At 63.6% G+C, this 18,610-nt stretch carries 18 protein-coding genes; 5 read left to right on the top strand and 13 right to left on the bottom strand.

From position 1 onward, the window contains the following. Positions 1-21: 21 nt before the first annotated feature. Positions 22-1,908, top strand: a complete 1,887-nt coding sequence (locus tag HV675_RS19570; protein ID WP_175112737.1) for a M61 family metallopeptidase — start codon at positions 22-24, stop codon at positions 1,906-1,908. Between the two features lie 363 nt (positions 1,909-2,271). Continuing rightward, complete coding sequence (locus tag HV675_RS19565) at positions 2,272-2,895, top strand: FMN-dependent NADH-azoreductase (RefSeq protein ID WP_175112735.1); 624 nt, start codon at positions 2,272-2,274, stop codon at positions 2,893-2,895. Positions 2,896-3,186: 291 nt separating this feature from the next. On the opposite strand, the gene HV675_RS19560 is transcribed toward HV675_RS19565, so the two are convergent. The 8 genes from HV675_RS19560 to rpe form a co-directional block, all read right to left on the bottom strand. Continuing rightward, the gene (locus HV675_RS19560; protein WP_175112733.1) at positions 3,187-4,050 is read right to left on the bottom strand and encodes a uracil-DNA glycosylase; all 864 of its coding nucleotides are present in this window, start codon (positions 4,048-4,050) and stop codon (positions 3,187-3,189) included. A 47-nt stretch (positions 4,051-4,097) separates the two neighbouring features. Then, the gene (locus tag HV675_RS19555) at positions 4,098-4,739 is read right to left on the bottom strand and encodes a CYTH domain-containing protein (protein ID WP_175112731.1); all 642 of its coding nucleotides are present in this window, start codon (positions 4,737-4,739) and stop codon (positions 4,098-4,100) included. A gap of 194 nt (positions 4,740-4,933) precedes the next feature. After that, positions 4,934-5,719, bottom strand: a complete 786-nt coding sequence (gene trpC / locus HV675_RS19550) for an indole-3-glycerol phosphate synthase TrpC (protein ID WP_175112729.1) — start codon at positions 5,717-5,719, stop codon at positions 4,934-4,936. Positions 5,720-5,738: 19 nt separating this feature from the next. Next, positions 5,739-6,767 (bottom strand): anthranilate phosphoribosyltransferase, encoded by a 1,029-nt coding sequence (gene trpD / locus HV675_RS19545; protein ID WP_175112727.1) that lies wholly within the window; start codon positions 6,765-6,767, stop codon positions 5,739-5,741. Between the two features lie 24 nt (positions 6,768-6,791). Further along, on the bottom strand, positions 6,792-7,385 hold the full coding sequence (locus HV675_RS19540) for an aminodeoxychorismate/anthranilate synthase component II (protein WP_175112725.1): 594 nt from the start codon (positions 7,383-7,385) through the stop codon (positions 6,792-6,794). Positions 7,386-7,398: 13 nt separating this feature from the next. Then, positions 7,399-8,892, bottom strand: a complete 1,494-nt coding sequence (trpE, locus tag HV675_RS19535) for an anthranilate synthase component I (RefSeq protein WP_175112723.1) — start codon at positions 8,890-8,892, stop codon at positions 7,399-7,401. Between the two features lie 414 nt (positions 8,893-9,306). Then, the gene (locus tag HV675_RS19530; RefSeq protein ID WP_175112721.1) at positions 9,307-10,089 is read right to left on the bottom strand and encodes a phosphoglycolate phosphatase; all 783 of its coding nucleotides are present in this window, start codon (positions 10,087-10,089) and stop codon (positions 9,307-9,309) included. Between the two features lie 2 nt (positions 10,090-10,091). After that, a complete protein-coding gene (gene rpe, locus HV675_RS19525; protein WP_175112719.1) occupies positions 10,092-10,775 on the bottom strand; it encodes a ribulose-phosphate 3-epimerase in 684 nt (227 codons plus the stop codon). 273 nt (positions 10,776-11,048) lie between these two features. Here rpe and apaG point away from each other — a divergent pair, with 273 nt between their 5' ends. Beyond that, positions 11,049-11,423, top strand: a complete 375-nt coding sequence (gene apaG, locus HV675_RS19520) for a Co2+/Mg2+ efflux protein ApaG (RefSeq protein ID WP_175112717.1) — start codon at positions 11,049-11,051, stop codon at positions 11,421-11,423. 45 nt (positions 11,424-11,468) lie between these two features. On the opposite strand, the gene HV675_RS19515 is transcribed toward apaG, so the two are convergent. Further along, entirely contained in the window at positions 11,469-11,690 is a 222-nt protein-coding gene (locus HV675_RS19515) for a hypothetical protein (RefSeq protein ID WP_343056817.1), read from the bottom strand. Here HV675_RS19515 and mltA point away from each other — a divergent pair. Continuing rightward, complete coding sequence (gene mltA, locus HV675_RS19510; RefSeq protein ID WP_175112713.1) at positions 11,599-12,831, top strand: murein transglycosylase A; 1,233 nt, start codon at positions 11,599-11,601, stop codon at positions 12,829-12,831. The two genes, HV675_RS19515 and mltA, sit on opposite strands and share 92 nt — an antisense overlap. A gap of 62 nt (positions 12,832-12,893) precedes the next feature. On the opposite strand, the gene paaK is transcribed toward mltA, so the two are convergent. The 4 genes from paaK to paaN all read right to left on the bottom strand — a co-directional run bounded on the left by paaK (position 12,894) and on the right by paaN (position 17,440). Next, a complete protein-coding gene (gene paaK / locus HV675_RS19505; RefSeq protein WP_175112711.1) occupies positions 12,894-14,198 on the bottom strand; it encodes a phenylacetate--CoA ligase PaaK in 1,305 nt (434 codons plus the stop codon). Positions 14,199-14,297: 99 nt separating this feature from the next. Continuing rightward, positions 14,298-14,759, bottom strand: a complete 462-nt coding sequence (gene paaI, locus HV675_RS19500) for a hydroxyphenylacetyl-CoA thioesterase PaaI (RefSeq protein WP_175112709.1) — start codon at positions 14,757-14,759, stop codon at positions 14,298-14,300. 1 nt (position 14,760) lies between these two features. Beyond that, a complete protein-coding gene (paaG, locus tag HV675_RS19495) occupies positions 14,761-15,552 on the bottom strand; it encodes a 2-(1,2-epoxy-1,2-dihydrophenyl)acetyl-CoA isomerase PaaG (RefSeq protein ID WP_175112707.1) in 792 nt (263 codons plus the stop codon). Positions 15,553-15,748: 196 nt separating this feature from the next. After that, positions 15,749-17,440, bottom strand: coding sequence for a phenylacetic acid degradation protein PaaN (gene paaN / locus HV675_RS19490; protein ID WP_175112705.1), 1,692 nt, complete (start codon positions 17,438-17,440; stop codon positions 15,749-15,751). A gap of 133 nt (positions 17,441-17,573) precedes the next feature. Here paaN and HV675_RS19485 point away from each other — a divergent pair, with 133 nt between their 5' ends. Continuing rightward, entirely contained in the window at positions 17,574-18,350 is a 777-nt protein-coding gene (locus tag HV675_RS19485; protein ID WP_175112702.1) for an enoyl-CoA hydratase, read from the top strand. Positions 18,351-18,610: the final 260 nt, after the last annotated feature.

The raw sequence follows: 18,610 nt of genomic DNA, 5'->3' as shown, positions 1-18,610 counted from the left end.
CATTGCCCGACCGTCCCGCCGATGAAGCCGATCCGCTACACCATTGTCCCGAAGCATGCCGCCGCGCATCTTTTCGAAGTCGCCGTCACGGTGGCGCAGCCTGATCCCGACGGCCAGCGCTTCATGCTGCCGGTGTGGATTCCGGGCAGCTACATGGTGCGCGAATTCGAGCGCAATATCGTCACGCTGCGCGCGTTCAACGATACGGGCCGCAAGGTGCGCATCGAGAAGACCGACAAGCACACGTGGCTCGCCGCGCCGGTGAAGGGTGCGCTGACCTTGCGCTACGAAGTGTACGCATGGGATATGTCGGTGCGGGCCGCGCATCTGGATGACACGGTTGGCTTCTTCAACGGTGCGAGCATGTTTCTCGCGGTATTGGGCCATGAGGACGCGCAATGCGTGGTCGATATCCGCAAGCCCGATGGCGCCGCGTACCGCGCGTGGCGCGTCGCGACCGCGCTGCCGGAGGCGCGCGGCACGAAGCGCTACGGCTTCGGCGAGTACGCGGCGCGCAACTACGATGAGCTGATCGACCACCCGGTCACGCTCGGCGAATTCGAGCTCGCGACCTTCAAGGCGCACGGCGTGCCGCACGACATCGTGATTGCGGGGCGCGTGGTCGGGCTCGACATGCCGCGCCTCGCGGCCGATCTGAAACGGATCTGCGAAGCGCAGATTGCGCTGTTCGAGCCGAAGTCGAAGAAGGCGCCGGTCGAGCGCTACGTGTTTATGACGCAAGCGGTCAGCGACGGCTACGGCGGTCTCGAGCATCGCGCGTCGACCGCGCTGATCTGCAATCGCACCGATCTGCCGGTGGCCGGCCGTGCGGAGACGACCGACGGTTACCGCACGTATCTCGGCTTGTGCAGCCACGAATACTTCCATACGTGGAACGTGAAGCGCATCAAGCCGGCCGCGTTCGCTCCGTATGACCTGACGCGCGAGAACTATACGTCGCTGCTGTGGCTGTTCGAGGGCTTCACGTCGTATTACGACGACCTGATCCTCGTGCGCGCCGGCGTGATCAGCGAAGACGATTATCTGACGATGGTCGGCAAGACAGTCGGCAGCGTGCTGCGCGGCAGCGGGCGCCTGAAGCAGAGCGTCGCCGAAAGCTCGTTCGATGCGTGGGTGAAGTATTACCGGCAGGACGAGAACGCGACGAATGCGATCGTCAGCTATTACACGAAGGGCTCGCTGGTCGCGCTCGCATTCGATCTGACGATTCGTGCGCAGACCGGGCATCGCCGCTCGCTCGACGACGTGATGCGTCTGCTGTGGCAGCGCTACGGACGTGATTTTTACCGGGGCAAGCCGGTGGGCGTCGAAGAGCGTGATGTCGAGGCGCTGTTTGCCGAAGCGACGGGCGCCGATCTGGCGGAGCTCTTCGCGAACGGCGTGCACGGCACGCGCGATCTGCCGCTCGCGGCGCTGCTCGCGCCTGCCGGCATCGAGCTCGTGCCGGATGCGGGGAAGAACGGCAAGCCGTCGATCGGCGCGCGCGTGCGCGGCGGCGCGGACTGCGCGCTGGCCGTGGTCTATGAGGGCGGCGCTGCGCAGAAGGCGGGGTTGTCCGCTGGTGATGTGCTTATTGCGCTCGACGGCCTGCGCGTGACCGGAACGAATCTGGATGCGCTACTTGGGCGTTATGTGCCGGGCGCGAAGGTCGAAGCGCATGCGTTCCGGCGCGATGAACTGCGCGTCGTGCAATTGAAGCTGGATGAGCCGGAGGTGTTGCGCTACACGCTGAGCGTGAAGACGGCTTCGGGTGGTCAGTCCGGGAAGGTCGGGAAAGCGGGCAAACCGGCTGGATTGGGTAAACCGGCGAAAGCGGCGAAAGCGGATAAGGGCGGTAGCGGTTCCGCCGCTTCGCGCGGTTGGCGCGCGCGCTGGCTCGGGAACTGAGGGCGGCGCCCGGCTGCTGCTTTGCCTTGTAGTCGTGGCTGCACAAGCTGTAAGCGCGCAGTCGTTGTGCGCGGCAGTTGCTTGCGTCGTCGCATTGGACTCTACGCAATCAGCCGCCGGGCCGTTGCCACAACGTCAAGCCGAGCCGTATGGCGGCGACATCGCTTGCAGGGGCGTCTGGGTGCGCCGGCACAATCCCGTTTCCGCGCCCCGGCGTCGCCGCGTCCACGCGTCCGGGCTATCAAGGCCATTGTTCCACTGCTGCAACAATCCGTCGCCGCGGCACTACTTTTTCATCGGTCGATGAGAATTCAGAATGGCTCCCACTCGCGCAACGCTGCGCGCCCCAACTGGAGCCACACAATGACCACGATCCTTCAGATTAATTCCGCAGCCCGCTCGCAAGGCGCTCAATCGACGCTGTTGTCCAACGAACTGACCGAAAAGCTGCAACAGTCGAATCCGGGCGCGCGTGTCGTCGTCCGCGATCTGTATAGCGATGCTCTGCCGCACCTCGACGACAGCGTGCTCGGCGCATTCTTCACCCCGGCCGATCAGCGCACGCCGGAGCAGCAGGCAATCGCCGCGCGCAGCGACGCGCTGGTCGCCGAACTGCAGGCCGCCGATATCGTCGTGCTCGGCGCGCCGCTGTACAACTTCGGCATCTCGTCGCAACTGAAGACGTATTTCGACTTCATCGCGCGCGCCGGCGTCACGTTCAAGTACGGCCCGACCGGCCCGCAAGGCCTCGTGACGGGGAAGAAGGTGTATGTCGTGTCGGCCCGCGGCGGCAAGTATGCGGGCACGCCGGGCGACTCGCAGACGCCTTATCTGACGACGTTCCTCAGCTTCCTCGGCATGACCGACGTCACGTTCATCTATGCGGAAGGCCTGAATATGGGCGCCGACGCGGCAGCAGCGGCGCTGGCCGGCGCGCGTGACGCGATCGCGGCGGCTGCGGCGAGCACGGCTTCCGCTGCTGCGTAAGCGGTGTCTGCCGACAACGCAGGAAAGGTAACGACAAACGAACGGATGCGTGAAACGCCTGACTGCACGTAAGCCAGTGAGCTTTCACACGATGTTCAGGAAGTGAGGCGACACCCTTTGTCTCGCCTCCGGACGCAAGCGCCGCGGAACACGATTCCGCGGCGCTTTTTTGTGTTTGTGAGCGGAGCGCCGCGGGCCATTGTTTGATCATTTGCCCGCTCGCCCGCTCGCCCGCTCGCCCGCTCGCCCGCTCGCCCGCTCGCCCGCTCGCCGGTTCAACAGGCGTGCATGTCAGGCGAGCACCTGCGCTTCATCCGGCAGCCGCCAGTCGATTGGCGCGCGGCTGTGCGCTTCGAGATATTCGTTCGCTAGCGCGAAGTGCCGGCAGCCGAGAAATCCGCGATGCGCCGAAAGCGGCGACGGATGCGGAGCCTCCAGCACGCAATGCTGTTTGCCGCCAAGCAGCGCACGCTTGGCCTGCGCATGCGATCCCCACAGCATGAACACGAGCCCTTCATGGCGCACGGCAAGTTCGTGAATCAGCGTGTCCGTGCATTTCTCCCAGCCGCGCTTCGCGTGACTCGCCGCCTGATTGCGCTCGACGGTCAGCACCGTGTTCAGCAGCAGCACGCCCTGTTTGGCCCACGCATCGAGACACCCATGCGCCGGGGACGCATAGCCGAGACTCGCGGCGATTTCCTTGAAGATATTGCGCAGCGACGGCGGCGGCCGCACTGCCGGCGGCACCGAGAACGCGAGGCCGTGTGCCTGCGGCGTGCCGCGGTCTTCGCCGTGGTATGGATCCTGGCCGAGGATCACGACTTTTACGTCCGCGGGACTCGTCAGGCGCAACGCACGGAATACGTCGGCCGGGTAGACGGTCTTGCCGGCCGCCCGTTCGCCATCGACGAAACGGCATAGCGACGCGTAAGCGTCGCTCTCGATGAACGGCCGCAGATGCGCGCGCCATGCGGGCGGCAGTGCGTCGAACTGGGATTCGAGTGAGGGCGGGGCAGCGGCGTTGTTGGACGCCGTTGCATCGGGAGCCGATGTGCCGGCGGTCGAGGCTTGTGTCGACGCTAGTGCGTCTTCGCCGAATAGCGAGCCTTGGCCTTGCGTCGACGAAGCGGAGCGGGAGCGGGTAGCGGAGGTCATGGCCGAAGAGTGTCGCAGCTAATGCGGTACGGCTCAAGCCTCAAGCGCTACGCTTGTCCCGCATCGCGCTCGCGCAGCCGATACCCGCGCTCCGCTTTACTGATATCGTCCGGCGCGAGGCCGCGTACGCTCGACGTCAACTCGGACGTCAATGCGTGCAACGCGGCCTCGTCGCCGTGTTTCAACTCCAGTTCGACTTCGCAGATCGGCGCGCGGCGCGTTATACCGTCCACCTCTGCGACGATCTCGCCGCGGTCCACCGCAGCTTCGATTTCGGCGCCGTCTCGCGTAACCGGCCACAGCGTGCGCGTGAAATTCGTGCGGAACAGTTCGATCAGTTTTGGCGCGGCGTCGCGCAGTGCCGTCGCGGCTTGCGCGTCGTCGCAGACGGCCAGCAGCGCGTCGATTTCGAGCGCCGGGCCCGCGACCGGAATCTCCCATTCGTGCCGGCTATGCATGCCGGATTGTGCGTGGCCGATGGTCTTGAACGTTTGCAGCCAGCCGTCCGGAGTGCGGCGCAGCCGCAGTGCGCTCTTCGAGCGGGCGAGGGTCAACGCCGGCGTGTCGAAATACAGATTGTCGAGCGCGATCGGCTTGCCGGGATGACCGGTGCGAGTGGTGAACCATTGCGTGGCCGCGTCGACCTGGTCGGCTGGCAGCGCGAGCTTGATTTCGCGTTCGATACCCATCTTGACTCCGTGTTTCGGTTGCAGCGACGGTCGTTACGTTGGTTTGCGAAGCCGGGGGAAAGCGGGGGCGAACCAGCGGCAAGATTAGCGGCAAGGCCGGCGGCCAACCAGCGGCCAACCACCGGCCAACCACCGGCACAACCGCACAACCGGCACAACCGGCACAACCGGCACAACCGGCACGCGCCAACGCGTCAGAAGAACATCTTCGCGAGTTCGACGCCCGGCTCTTCCGCCCGCATGAACGCCTCGCCGACCAGAAACGTATTGACCTCCAGCGCACGCAGCCGTTCGACGTCGACGCGCGACAGAATGCCCGATTCAGTGACGACGATCCGCTCGTCCGGAATCATCTCGAGCATGCCGATCGTCGTCTCGAGCGACGTCTCGAACGTGCGCAGATTGCGATTGTTGATGCCGATCAGCGGCGTCTTCAACGTGAGCGCTTCGACGAGTTCGTTCTTGTCGTGCACTTCGACGAGCACCGCGAGCCCGAGCGAATGCGCGAACGCCTCGAGCTCCTGCATCTGCGACGTGTCGAGCGCGGCGGCGATCAGCAGGATCGCGTCGGCGCCCATCGCGCGCGCTTCGACGATCTGATACGGGTCGATGATGAAATCCTTGCGCAGCACCGGCAAGTCACAGGCAGCGCGCGCCTCTTCCAGATACGCGACACTGCCCTTGAAGAACTGCACGTCGGTGAGCACCGACAAACACGCCGCACCGTGCTGTGCATACGAATGCGCGATCTCGGCCGGCACGAAATGCTCGCGAATCACGCCTTTCGACGGGCTCGCTTTCTTCACTTCGGCGATCACCGCCGGTTTGCCTGCCGCATGCTTCGCGCGCAACGCGCCGACGAAATCGCGGTGATCGCGCGCCGACGCTTCGAGGCGCAGTGCCTCGAGCGGCACGCTCTGCTCGGCGGCGCGCACTTCCGCGCGCTTGACGTCGATGATGCGTTCGAGAATATCGCTCATAGCCGTTCCGATACGAAAATCATGACTTGAATTGCTGCGTGAAACGCACCAGCTGGTCGACTTTTGCGCGCGCGCGGCCGCTCGCGATGGTTTCGCGCGCAAGCTCGATGCCGCTTGCGATCGACGCCACCACGTTTGCCGCATACAGCGCGGTGCCCGCATTGAGCACGACGATCTCGCGCGCGACGCCCGGCTTGTTGTCGAGCGCTTCGAGCAGCATCACTTTGGAAGCCGCCGCATCGGCCACTTTCAGCGTGCGGTTCGACACCATCTGCATGCCGAAGTCCTCCGGATGAATCTCGTACTCGTACACTTCGCCGTCGCGCAGCTCGCCGACGAGCGTCGCCGCGCCGAGCGACACCTCGTCCATACCGTCCTTGCCATACACGACGAGCACGTGCTTCGCCCCGAGCCGTTGCATCACGCGTACCTGAATGCCGACGAGGTCCGGATGAAACACGCCTTGCAACTGGTTCGGCGCGCCCGCCGGATTGGTCAGCGGGCCGAGGATGTTGAAAATCGTGCGCACGCCCAGCTCGCGGCGCACCGCCTGCACGTTCTTCATCGCCGGATGGTGGTTCGGCGCGAACATGAAGCCCATGCCGGTTTCGGCGATGGATGTGGCGACCTGCTCCGGCTGCAAGTCGATATTGACGCCGAGCGCCTCGAGCACGTCCGCGCTGCCTGACTTGCTCGATACACCGCGATTGCCGTGCTTCGCGACTTTCGCGCCGGCGCCCGCGGCGACGAACATCGTCGCGGTCGAGATATTGAACGTATGCGCGCCGTCGCCGCCGGTGCCGACGATATCGACGAAATTCGAGCTGTCCGGCACCTCGACGTGGCGCGCGAACTCGCGCATCACGGTCGCGGCCGCGGCAATTTCACCGATCGTTTCCTTCTTCACGCGCAAGCCGGTGAGGATCGCCGCCGTCTCCGCCGGCGACAACTCGCCGCGCATGATGAGCCGCATCAGATGCAGCATTTCATCGTGAAAGATCTCGCGATGCTCGATCGTGCGCTGTAGCGCTTCTTGCGGCGTGATCATGTCGCCTCCACTGATGTTGTTGTTTTAGGCATCGCGCGGCGCGCCGGCGTGTTTCGATTGTTTGATGAAGTTTTCGAGCAGCGCATGACCCTGTTCCGACAGGATCGATTCCGGATGGAACTGCACGCCTTCCACCGCGAGTGTCTTGTGGCGCACGCCCATGATTTCGCCATCGGGCGTCCACGCCGACACCTCGAGACAATCCGGCAGCGATTCGCGCTCGATCGCAAGCGAGTGGTAGCGCGTAACCGTGAAGTGCTTCGGCAGGTCGGCGAATACGCCTTTGCAGTCGGTTTCGATCTGGCTCACCTTGCCGTGCATGATGCTCTGCGCGCGCACGACGCGGCCGCCGAACGCCTCGCCGATTGCCTGATGGCCGAGGCACACGCCGAAAATCGGAATCTTGCCGGAGAATTCGCGCAGCACGTCGAGCGTGATGCCCGCGTTCTGCGGGTTGCTCGGGCCCGGCGACAGGCAAATGCGCTCCGGGCTCAGTTTGGTGATTTCGTCGAGTGTGATTTCGTCGTTGCGATAGGTCCGCACGTCTTCGCCGAGTTCGCCGAAGTACTGGACCAGGTTATAGGTGAACGAGTCGTAGTTGTCGATCATCAGCAGCATGGTCTTTCTCCGGTCAGAAGTCGCTATCGAGGCCGTCTTGCACCTGCTCGGCGGCGCGCAGCACTGCACGCGCCTTGTTCTCGGTCTCCTGCCATTCGGATTCGGGCACCGAGTCGGCGACGACACCCGCTGCGGCCTGCACATACAGATTGCCGTTGCTGATCACGCCGGTGCGGATCGCGATGGCGAGATCCATGTCGCCGGTGAAGGACAGGTAGCCGACCGCGCCGCCATACAGCCCGCGCTTGACCGGCTCCAGTTCGTCGATCAGCTCCAGCGCGCGCACCTTCGGCGCGCCGGACAGCGTGCCGGCGGGGAACGTCGCGCGCAGCACGTCGAAGTTCGTGATGCCCGGCTTCAGCTTGCCTTCGACCGAGCTCACGATGTGCTGCACGTGCGAGTACTTCTCGATCGCCATCTTGTCGGTGACCACCACCGAGCCGATTTGCGCGATGCGGCCGACGTCGTTGCGCGCGAGGTCGATCAGCATCACATGCTCGGCGATTTCCTTCGGGTCGTTCAGCAGTTCGGTCGCGAGTTCGGCGTCGCGCTCGGGCGTGTTGCCGCGCGGGCGCGTGCCGGCGAGCGGGCGAATGGTGACCATCCGGTCTTCGCCGCGCTTTTCCTGACGCACCAGAATTTCCGGCGACGAGCCGACCACGTGGAAGTCGCCGAAGTTATAGAAGTACATATACGGCGACGGGTTCAGCGAACGCAGCGCGCGGTAAAGCGAAAGCGGATTGTCGCGATAGGGTTTGATCAGACGCTGGCCGACCTGCACCTGCATCAACTCGCCGGCGGCGATGTATTCCTTCGCTTTGCGCACGGCGGCGAGATAGTCGTCCTTCTTGAACTCGCGATAGATATCGGTACGCACGCTCGCCGACGTAACCGGCGGCTGCACCGACACGCGCAGCCGCTGGCGCAGTTCGCGCAGCCGCTGTTTGCCGCGCGTGTACGCTTCAGGCGCGGCCGGATCGACGTAGACGACGAGGTATAGCTTGCCGGCGAGGTTGTCGATTACCGCGACTTCCTCGGTCAGCAGCAACTGGATGTCCGGCAGGTTCAGATCGTCCGGCGGCGCGGAGTGCGCGAGCTTCTTTTCCATATAGCGCACCGCGTCGTAGCCGAAATAACCGGCCAGACCGCCCGCGAAGCGCGGCAGCCCCGGGCGCTGCGCAACCTTGAAGCGCTTCTGGAACTGCTGGATGAAATCGAGCGGATCGCCTTCGTGCGTTTCGACGACCTTGCCGTCCTTCACGACTTCCGACACGCCGCTGCGCGTGCGCACCAGCGTGCGTGCCGGCAGGCCGATAAACGAGTAGCGCCCGAAGCGCTCGCCGCCCACCACCGATTCGAGCAGGAATGAGTTGGCGCCGTTGCGCTCGGCTTGCGCGAGCTTCAGGTACAGCGACAGCGGCGTTTCGAGATCCGCGAGTGCTTCGGCGATCAGCGGAATGCGGTTGTAGCCCTCGTTCGCGAGAGACTGGAATTCGAGTTCGGTCATGTTCCGATCCTGTTCATGCGTGCGGCCCGGACGGCCGTCGGACAAAGCGGGGCGTTGCGCAGCCGGTCGGGCTCGATGTGCGAAGCGTTGAATGCGACCGACGCGCGCTTTCCCGGCAATGCGTATCTGCGTTCAGCATGGACCGCGAATGTACACCACGTACACGACAGCCCACGTGAAGCAACGCAACTGGGGAGCCAGCCGGAGATAAACAACAAACTCGGCGGCAACCTAGGAACCGGAAAGCGCACGATGCGCAGCGAACTAAAAAACGATGCTGAAGGCAAGCTCCAGCGAACCTCAGTGAGAGGTTAGCGCGACCAGCGACGCCAGGGCCATGCTCCCCGGTCGATGCTGCTCAGACTCCGTTTTTTGTTCAGAAACATGAAGATGGACTGTTGGGTCGGTGAGGGTTCAGGCTGACCGCGATACCGCAGACTTCGCGTCGAGTTTCGCCTCGGGTTTCGCCTCGGGTTTCGCCTGATTATGTGCTGCGATGACCTTGGCGGCCTCCAGCAGCGTGGAAACTATACCATCCGATCTGATTGTTTGTACAGCCTGGTCATGGTTGTAGCCGTACGGCAGCGTGAGCGTCGCCATGCCGGCCGCGCGGCCCGCGAGCGCGTCGTTCTCCGAATCGCCGATCGCGATGGCGGCCTGCGGCGACACCTGCATCGCGTCGCACGCGGCGAGCATCGGCAGCGGATCGGGCTTCTTCTTCCCAACGCTGTCACCGCCGATCACGACGCTAAAGAGCGGGAAGAGCTTGTATTGCTTGAGCAGTTCGACCGCGAAGCGGTGCGGCTTGTTGGTGACGCAGGCGAGCTTGAGCCCCGCATCGCGCAGCGCCGCGAGGCCCGCTTCGACGTCCGGGTAAAGCCGCGTGTGCGACCCGTTGATCTTCGCGTACTCCGCCTGGTAGATTGCGAGAGCCTCGTCGAAACGCTCCTGCGCGTGGTCGGCCGCAAAGCGCGGCGCGAGCACACTGCGAATCAGATGCTCCGAGCCCTTGCCGACATAGTCGATCACTTCCTCGCGCGAGGTTTCTTCCGCGTCGAGTTGCGCGAGCATGCCGTTCAGGCCCGCGGTGAAATCGTCGGCGGTATCGACCATCGTGCCGTCGAGGTCGATGATCGCCGCGGCAATGCGCGGCGCCGACAGAACCGGGGCGGCGTAGCGAGGAGGCGTCGTCGTCATGTTCAGTGCTCGATGTTCGCGAGGGCGTTGCGCATCTGGCCGATGATGGTCTTGTAATCGGGATGGCCGAAAATCGCCGACCCGGCGACGAACGAGTCCGCACCGGCGGCCGCGATTTCCGCGATATTGTCGATTTTCACGCCGCCGTCCACTTCCAGATGAATCTCGCGGCCGGTTTTCTCGCGGTACGCGTTGATGCGCGTGCGCGCTTCGCGCAGTTTGTTGAGCGCTTCAGGGATGAACGACTGCCCGCCGAAGCCCGGATTGACCGACATGATCAGCACGAGATCGACGCGGTCCATCACATGGTCGAGGTAATTGAGCGAGGTGGCCGGGTTGAACACGAGGCCGGCCTTGCAGCCGTGATCGCGAATCAGCGTGAGCGTGCGGTCGATATGATCGGACGCTTCCGGGTGGAAGCTGATCACATTCGCGCCGGCTTTCGCGAAGTCCGGCACGATGCGGTCGACCGGCTTCACCATCAGATGCACGTCGATCGGCACCTGCGTGTGCGGGCGGATCGCTTCGCAGACGAGCGGGCCGATGGTCAGGTTGGGCACGTAATGGTTGTCCATCACGTCGAAGTGGATCCAGTCGGCGCCGGCTGCGACCACGTTACGGACTTCTTCACCGAGCCGCGAGAAATCGGCGGACAGGATGCTGGGGGCGATATGGAATTTCGTCATGACGGAGGCCGGACGGTTGCGCGAGAAGCGTTATTTTAACGTCACATCCGTTGGAAACCTTGTCCGGATGGCCAGCGCGGTTGCGGGCGTGCGTTTCATCAAGCAGAATGCCAAGTCATCATGCACAGCCCCTCATCAATGCGTCCCGTGCTGTCGCGGTCGCTGGCGGACGGTTTGATACGGGTTTTGCATCGGCGCTCGCACGATCTCGTGTGAGGCGCGACAGGCGAGGCTCGGCGCGGGCCGCACCACTTTGGAATCAGGCAAATCAGGATGAGCCAGTATCAATTCAGCGTGTCTTCGCAGGTGCGTTACCTGACCGAAGAGTCGGATCCGGAACGCCGGCAATATGCGTTCGCTTACACGCTGACAATCCGCAATACCGGTCAGGCGCCCGCACAACTGATTGCCCGCCACTGGGTGATTACAGATAGTGAAAACCACGTTCAGGAAGTGAAAGGGTTGGGCGTGGTTGGGCATCAGCCGCTTCTCAAGCCGGGCGAGCAATTCGAATACACGAGCTGGGCGGTGATTGCGACCCCTGTCGGTACGATGCGGGGCGAGTATTTCTGCGTGGCGGAAGACGGCGAGCGGTTCGAAGCGCCGGTGCCCGAATTCGTATTGCGCATGCCGCGCACGCTGCATTGAAGCGGCGCGCAATTCCCCTGAAATTCTTGCGGCGGGCCTCGCCGGCTATCCGCGGCGCGGCGGCTGCTGCGCGGGCGCTTGCGTTTGCTGGGCGTTCTGCTGCGCCTGTTGCGCCTGTTGTTTCAGCAATTGTTCCTTTGCTGTTTTCTTTTTGCCGGACGCGGTCCACACCACGATGAAGACGAGCAGGAACAGCGCCAGAAATGACTCCAGCGCAAAGATGAGCATCGGATATTCGTCGAGCAGATCAGACATGGCGGTTTCCATCAAGAACGAACATTGTATGCGGTTTGTCCGGCGCGCCGCGCTGTGGGCGGCGACAGTTTCGATGGCGGCGATCCTTGCCGCGTGCGGCGGACGCGGGACAGTGCGTCCGTCCGCCAATCCGCCGAGCGGTGCGGCGATCATTCCGGGGCAGATTGCGGCCGCGCGGCTGACGGCGGTCGCGTGGCAGCAGCTGCCGGGCTGGAACGACGATTCGCTGATCGGCGCGACGGCCGCGTTGCGGCAAAACTGCGTGAGGCTCGCGCGTCAGCCGAACTGGCAGCGAGTATGCGTAGCGGCCGAGCAGATCGACGATCTCGACGTGGCCGGCGCGCGAACCTTCTTTGAAACCTACTTCACCCCTTTCCAGCTCGCGAACAGCGACGGCACGCTCGACGGACTCGTGACCGGCTACTACGAGCCGTTGCTGCGTGGTTCGCGCACGCGTCATGGCGTCTATCAGACAGCGCTGTATCGCTGGCCGTCGGGATATCGCGCGGGTGCGGCGTTGCCGGCGCGCGCGCAGCTCGAGCGCTCCGGCGTGCTGGACGGCGACGAACTCGTGTGGGTCGACGATCCGATCGAAGCTTTCTTCCTGCAGGTGCAGGGGTCGGGGCGCATCACGATGGAAGATGGCAGCGTGATGCGCGTCGGTTTCGGCGGCACGAACAATCAGCCCTACCGGTCGATTGGCCGCTGGTTGCTGGACCATGGCGAGGTCACGCCCGCTCAGGCGACGATGCAGGGCATCAAGGCGTGGGCGCGCGCGAATCCGACGCGCGTTGACGCGTTGCTCGATACGAACCCGCGGTTTGTGTTTTTCCGCGAGATGGCCTCAACCGAGCCGGCGCCGGGCGGCGGCGCGGACGGTCCGATCGGCGCGCTTGGCGTGCCGCTCACGCCGGAGCGCTCGATTGCGGTGGATCCATCGTCGATTCCGCTCGGCACGCCGGTGTTCCTGCAGACCACCCGGCCGATGACCAATGCGCCGATGAATCGCCTCGTATTTGCACAGGACACGGGAACGGCGATCAAAGGTGGGGTGCGAGCCGACTACTTCTGGGGACTCGGCGACGACGCCGGCGATCTGGCCGGCAAGATGAAGCAGACCGGGCGGATGTGGGTGTTGTTGCCGAATTCGTGAGGTTTGCGGGGGCGGATTATGTGTGTTTGTGTGCGGCCGTGAACGTGAACATAATCGCCGTTTCAGCCGCCGCTCCTGCGTTTGTCGATCACGCGTCTCGCCTTGCCCACCGAGCGTTCGATACCATTGACCGGCAGCACGCTGACGACGGCCGTCACGCCGATCAGCGCCTTGATGTCGTAAGCGAGCGCCTCTCTTGCGGTGGTCAGCGCCGCTATGTCACACGCGGTCTCGACGCGGGGTTCGACGTGGACCGTCATCACGTCGAGCGGTCCTTCCTTCGTCAGCACAATCTGATAGTGCGGCGCGAGTGCGTGCTGCCCGAGCAGCAACGCCTCGATCTGCGTCGGGAACACATTGACGCCGCGCACGATCATCATGTCGTCGCAGCGGCCCGTGATTTTCTCCATTCGGCGCATGGTGCGTGCGCTGCCGGGCAAGAGGCGCGTCAGGTCGCGGGTTCGATAACGGATGATGGGCAGCGCTTCCTTTGTCAAGGACGTGAGCACGAGTTCGCCCGGTTCACCGTCGGGCAGCACTTCGCCGGTGTCCGGGTCGACGATCTCGGGGTAGAAATGATCTTCCCAGATCGTCGGCCCGTCCTTGGTTTCGACGCATTCCGACGCGACGCCCGGTCCCATCACTTCGGAGAGGCCGTAAATGTCCACGGCATCGATGCCCATTCGCGCCTCGATAGCGCGGCGCATATCGTTGGTCCACGGCTCGGCGCCGAAAATGCCGACGCGCAGCGAGCAACGCGCGGGATTCACACCTTGCCGCTCGAGTTCGTCGGCGATTGCCAGCATGTAGCTGGGCGTCACCATGATGATGTCGGGACAAAAGTCCTGGATTAGTTGCGCCTGCTTTTCCGTCTGGCCGCCGCCGAAGGGGATCACCGTCAGGCCCGCGCGTTCGGCGCCGTAATGCGCGCCAAGCCCGCCGGTGAAGAGACCATACCCGTAGCTGACGTGAACCTTGTCGCCGGGCCGCGCGCCCGCGGCGCGAATCGAGCGTGCGACGAGTGACGCCCATGTATCGATGTCGCGCGCGGTGTAGCCGACGACGGTCGGCTTGCCGGTCGTGCCCGATGACGCGTGAATTCGTGCGATGCGTTCGTGAGGCACAGCAAAGAGACCGAACGGATAGTTATCCCGCAGGTCCTGCTTTGTCGTGAACGGAAAGCGCGATAGATCCGCGAGTGTCTTCAGCTCGGCCGGATGGACGCCGGTCTCGTCGAACTTGCGTCGATATACCGGCGAGTTGTCGTACGCATGCGAGAGCGACCATCGCAGCCGATCGAGCTGCAGCGCGGCAAGCTCGTCGCGGCTCGCCGTTTCGATCGGCTCGAGCAGGAGCGAGGCAGGCATCGTATTTCTCCTCCGGGTTTATTTGAACAGGATGCGGTGCGGTGCGCACGCGGTTCGGCCAGCCGCCTGAAACGAGCGGGGCAATGAGCAGGTTCGCCGTCACCCGTACGACGGAATTACAGCGCCCTTGATTTGCGCGGATTTGCCGCGAAACATGGCGACGGTCTCGTTCGCGCGATTGGTGACGCGAATGTCGTAGATCCCGGTGCGGCCCGTTAGCGATTGTTCGACGGCTTCCGCGGTCAACGTTTCTCCGCCGTGCACCGCGCGTAGAAATTCGATCGAGCAGCCGGACGCGACGGTGTTGATGTTGCGTGAGTTGCACGCGAACGCGAAAGTGGAATCGGCGAGCGTGAAGATGAGTCCGCCGTGGCAGATGTGGTGACCGTTCAGGAAATCCGCACGCACCTGCATTTGCATGCGAGCGTAGCCCGCGCGGACTTCCAGCAACTCGAGGCCGAGTGCGCGACTGCATGCGTCGGCTTCGAGCATTGAAGCGGCTGTCGCGCGCGCGAGTTCATCGGCGGCCATCGACGCGCTGTGTTCCGGTTGTGTCGACATGTCAGCGGCCCTCAAAGTGCGGGGTGCGTTTTTCAACAAATGCGCGCACTCCTTCCGCGTAGTCGTGCGACGCGCCCAGCTTGCGTTGCAAGTCGCGCTCGAGATCGAGCTGCTCGTCGAGCGTTTGCGTCATGCTCGTTCGCATGGCCAGTTTGATGGCCGCGATCGCTTGCGTCGGCTGTTGGGCCAGTTGCATGGCCAGTTTCGATGCTGTGGCCGGCAAGGCTTCATCGTCGACGACCTGCCAGACGAGTCCCCAGCTTTCCGCTTTTTCCGCGCTCAACTTGTCGCCGGTGAGCGCAAGGCCGAGCGCACGCGCCATGCCGACGCGTCGCGGCAGAAACCACGTGCCGCCGGAATCCGGCACGAGGCCGATTTTCACGAACGCCTGAATGAAGCTTGCCGAGCGCGAGGCCAGCACGATGTCGCACGCCAACGCGAGATTCGCGCCGGCGCCCGCGGCAGTGCCGTTGACAGCCGCAATGACCGGCAGCGGCAACGACTGGATGCGGCGAATCAGCGGGTTGAATTGCCGGTCGATCACGTCGCCGGGATCGGTCATTGCGCCGGGCGTGAAGTCGAGGTCCGCGAGATCCTGACCCGCGCAAAAGCCGCGGCCGGCGCCGGTGATGACAAGCGCGCGGGCGCCGGCGGCTTCGACTTCGTCGAGCGCGGCCGCGAGTTCTTCGTGCATCGCGCGGGTGAAGCTGTTGAGCTTGTCGGGACGGTTCAATGTGATCGTCACGACGCGGCTCGTTGAATCGGTGACCACGCGGATCGCTTCGTTTGCCATCGGTCGGCTCCTTGTGCTTGCCCTTGTGCTGCTGCGGATACTGAGTGCTATGGAACGACATCGCTGCCGGTCCGCGCGCTGAGCGAGCTGCGGTCAGATCCTGCAGGCGTTCGGTCGCGAACTCACTTTGATGCATGTTAGAGCGCCGCGCCGTTCGGCGACAGTCGGCCAGACGGACATATGCCTTTCGGCCGACTTACGCAGCGACCGTTTTGGGTTCAACATGCATACGGCTTTGAACGATACGGAATCGATTCGCAACAAACGCCGCATCGGTCAGCGCCGCATTGGCCGCGGGGTTTGCCCCGGTACCGTGGAAGTCGGAGAACGCAGCCGACTGATTGACGAACACGCTGCCCGTCAGATTGATCGATAGCGCGACGCCACCGCGCAGCGATGCTTCGTGCGCGGCTTCGATTACCGAATCGTCCGTGCTGTAGACGGAGAGCGTCAATGCGCCATGTTCGGCCGCAGTGCGCGCGGCGAGATCGAGCGACTGACCAGTGGAGTCGGTTGCGATGACGAATGAGACGGGTCCAAACCACTCCTGCGTGAATTGGGCTGTATCGGTAGCGGCGTCGAGTTGTAGAACGAGTGGCGTGCGCACACGCGCATTGGCGAATGCGGGGTGCGCGATCGCACGGCTATCCACCAGAATGCGGCCGAGCTTGCGCGCCGCGTCGATGCGTTGCATGACACCATCGTTCTGAATGGCGCCCAGCAATTCGACCGCTTTTGCCGGGTCGGCCAGCATTTTTTCGACGGCGGTGGCCAACGCTTGCGCGACGGCGTCGAAGGGCATGGCGCCTTGCGCGGTCTGGATGCCGCTCCGCGGTACGTAGATATTTTGCGGAGCGGTGCACATCTGGCCTGAGTACAACGCGAGCGAGAACGCGATGTTGCGTGCGGCCGCCTGGATGTCGTCGACTGAATCGATCACGATCTGGTTGACACCGGCCTTCTCGGTGAACACATGCGCCTGATGAGCATGGCGTTCGAGCCAGGTGCCGTTCTGCGTGCTGCCGGTGAAGTCGATCAGCTTGATCTCCGGGCGCAATGCAAGTTGCTGAACCTGTTCGCCGTCGTTCGGCCCGGTCGCAAGCAGCGTGACGACGTTCGGATCGAAGCCTGCCTCGCGCAGCACCTCACGGGCGATACGAACCGTAATGGCGAGCGGCAGGATCGCGCCCGGATGCGGCTTGACGATGACCGTATTGCCGGTCGCGAGATCGGCGAACAGGCCCGGGTAGCCGTTCCATGTCGGAAACGTGCAGCAGCCGAGCACGAGACCGGTGCCGCGCGGCACGACCGTGAAGTGCTTGCGCATCGCGAGCGGAGGGTTTTTGCCTTGCGGCTTTTCCCAATGGGCGTTTGCCGGAATGCGACGGAGTTGGTCCCATGCGTATGCGACGGCTTCGAGCGCGCGATCCTGCGCATGTGGGCCGCCTGCCTGAAAGGCCATCATGAATGCCTGACCGGTGGTGTGCATGACCGCGTAGCCGATCTCGAAGCTCGCGCGATTGAGGCGCGCGAGAATTTCCAGGCTCACGCCGATCCACGCGGTTGGGCCCGCGTCGCGCCACGCGCGCTGTGCGATCGCTGCGGCGTCGATCAGTGCAGCCGGGTTGGCCTGCGGGTATCGGATGCCGAGTGGAAGGCCGAACGGCGACGCCTCGGAGCCGACGGTGTTGCCGTTGGCCGGCTGGTCAATTTCGAAGGTTCGGTTCAGGTGGGCGCGAAAGGCCGCTTCACCTTCGGCGTTGGCCGATTCCCCGTACACTTTGGGACTAGGCATTTCGGCGAACGGGCTCCAGAAGCCGCGCGTTTCGATCGCGTCTAGCGCCTTATGCAGGGTGTCTTCGTGTTTGCTGAATAGCGGATGGTTCATGGCAGAAGGGATGCTGAACAGGTTAGAAAGATCCCGCTGAATAATTCACCGACCGGCTGGTCGGTGAATGGTAGCATTGTTGGTGCGGTACGCGAAAGGATTTCGCGTGCGCCCGGTAAACCATGGAGGATTCATGACGTACGAAAACATTCTGGTCGAGACCAGGGGCCGGGTCGGTCTCATCACGCTGAATCGACCGAAGGCGCTTAATGCGCTAAACGACGCGTTGATCGACGAACTGGGTGAAGCACTTCGCGTGTTTGACTCCGACGACAACGTTGGAGCAATGGTCGTCACCGGCAGCGAAAAGGCGTTTGCTGCAGGGGCCGATATCTCGTTGATGTCGAATTACTCTTATATGGATGCGTACAAGAGCGACTACATCACGCGAAATTGGGAGGCGGTGCGGCAAATCCGCAAACCGGTCATTGCCGCGGTAGCAGGATTTGCGTTGGGTGGCGGGTGTGAACTGGCGATGTTGTGCGACATCATCATCGCGGCCGACACCGCGAAGTTCGGTCAACCGGAGATCAAGCTAGGCATCATGCCGGGCGCCGGCGGAACGCAGCGATTGCCGCGTGCTGTTTCGAAGGCGAAAGCGATGGACATGTGCCTGACGGCCCGTTTCATGGATGCGAATGAAGCCGAGCGCGCGGGACTGGTGTCGCGCGTCGTCCCGGCGGCGGCGCTGCTCGACGAGGCACTCGCAGCGGCCGCGACGATTGCGGAGTTTCCTCTGCAAGTGGTGATGATGGTGAAGGAATCGGTTAACGCCGCTTATGAAACGACCTTGGCCGAAGGCGTGCGTTTCGAGCGTCGCCTGTTTCACTCGCTGTTCTCGACCGAGGATCAGAAAGAAGGAATGGCTGCGTTCCTCGAGAAACGCAAACCGGTGTTCAAGCATCGATAACAGCGTTTTCAAATACCGCTTGCACGGGTGGAGTCGAGTCGCTAGAATCGCCGTCTTTCGCGCTTCGGTGAGCCTTCATGTGAGGCTGGGTTGAACGGAGTGCGGAAGGCGGGAGCGCCAGCAATGGCGGGGCTTTGCACGATGTGCGACAGGTTGGTGGAAGTAAAAAACCTGTTGACGATGTGAGTGCGAGTCTGCATAATCTCGCTTCTCTGCTGCGACGCGCGGCAGACACGGAAAGGCGGTGGTGGTTGGGCAGT

Origin of the sequence: Paraburkholderia solisilvae (assembly GCF_902859875.1) — a bacterium.
Classification (GTDB): Bacteria; Pseudomonadota; Gammaproteobacteria; order Burkholderiales; family Burkholderiaceae; genus Paraburkholderia; species Paraburkholderia solisilvae.
The sequence above is the reverse complement of the archived record's forward strand: the minus strand, read 5'-3'. Positions and strand labels throughout refer to the sequence as shown.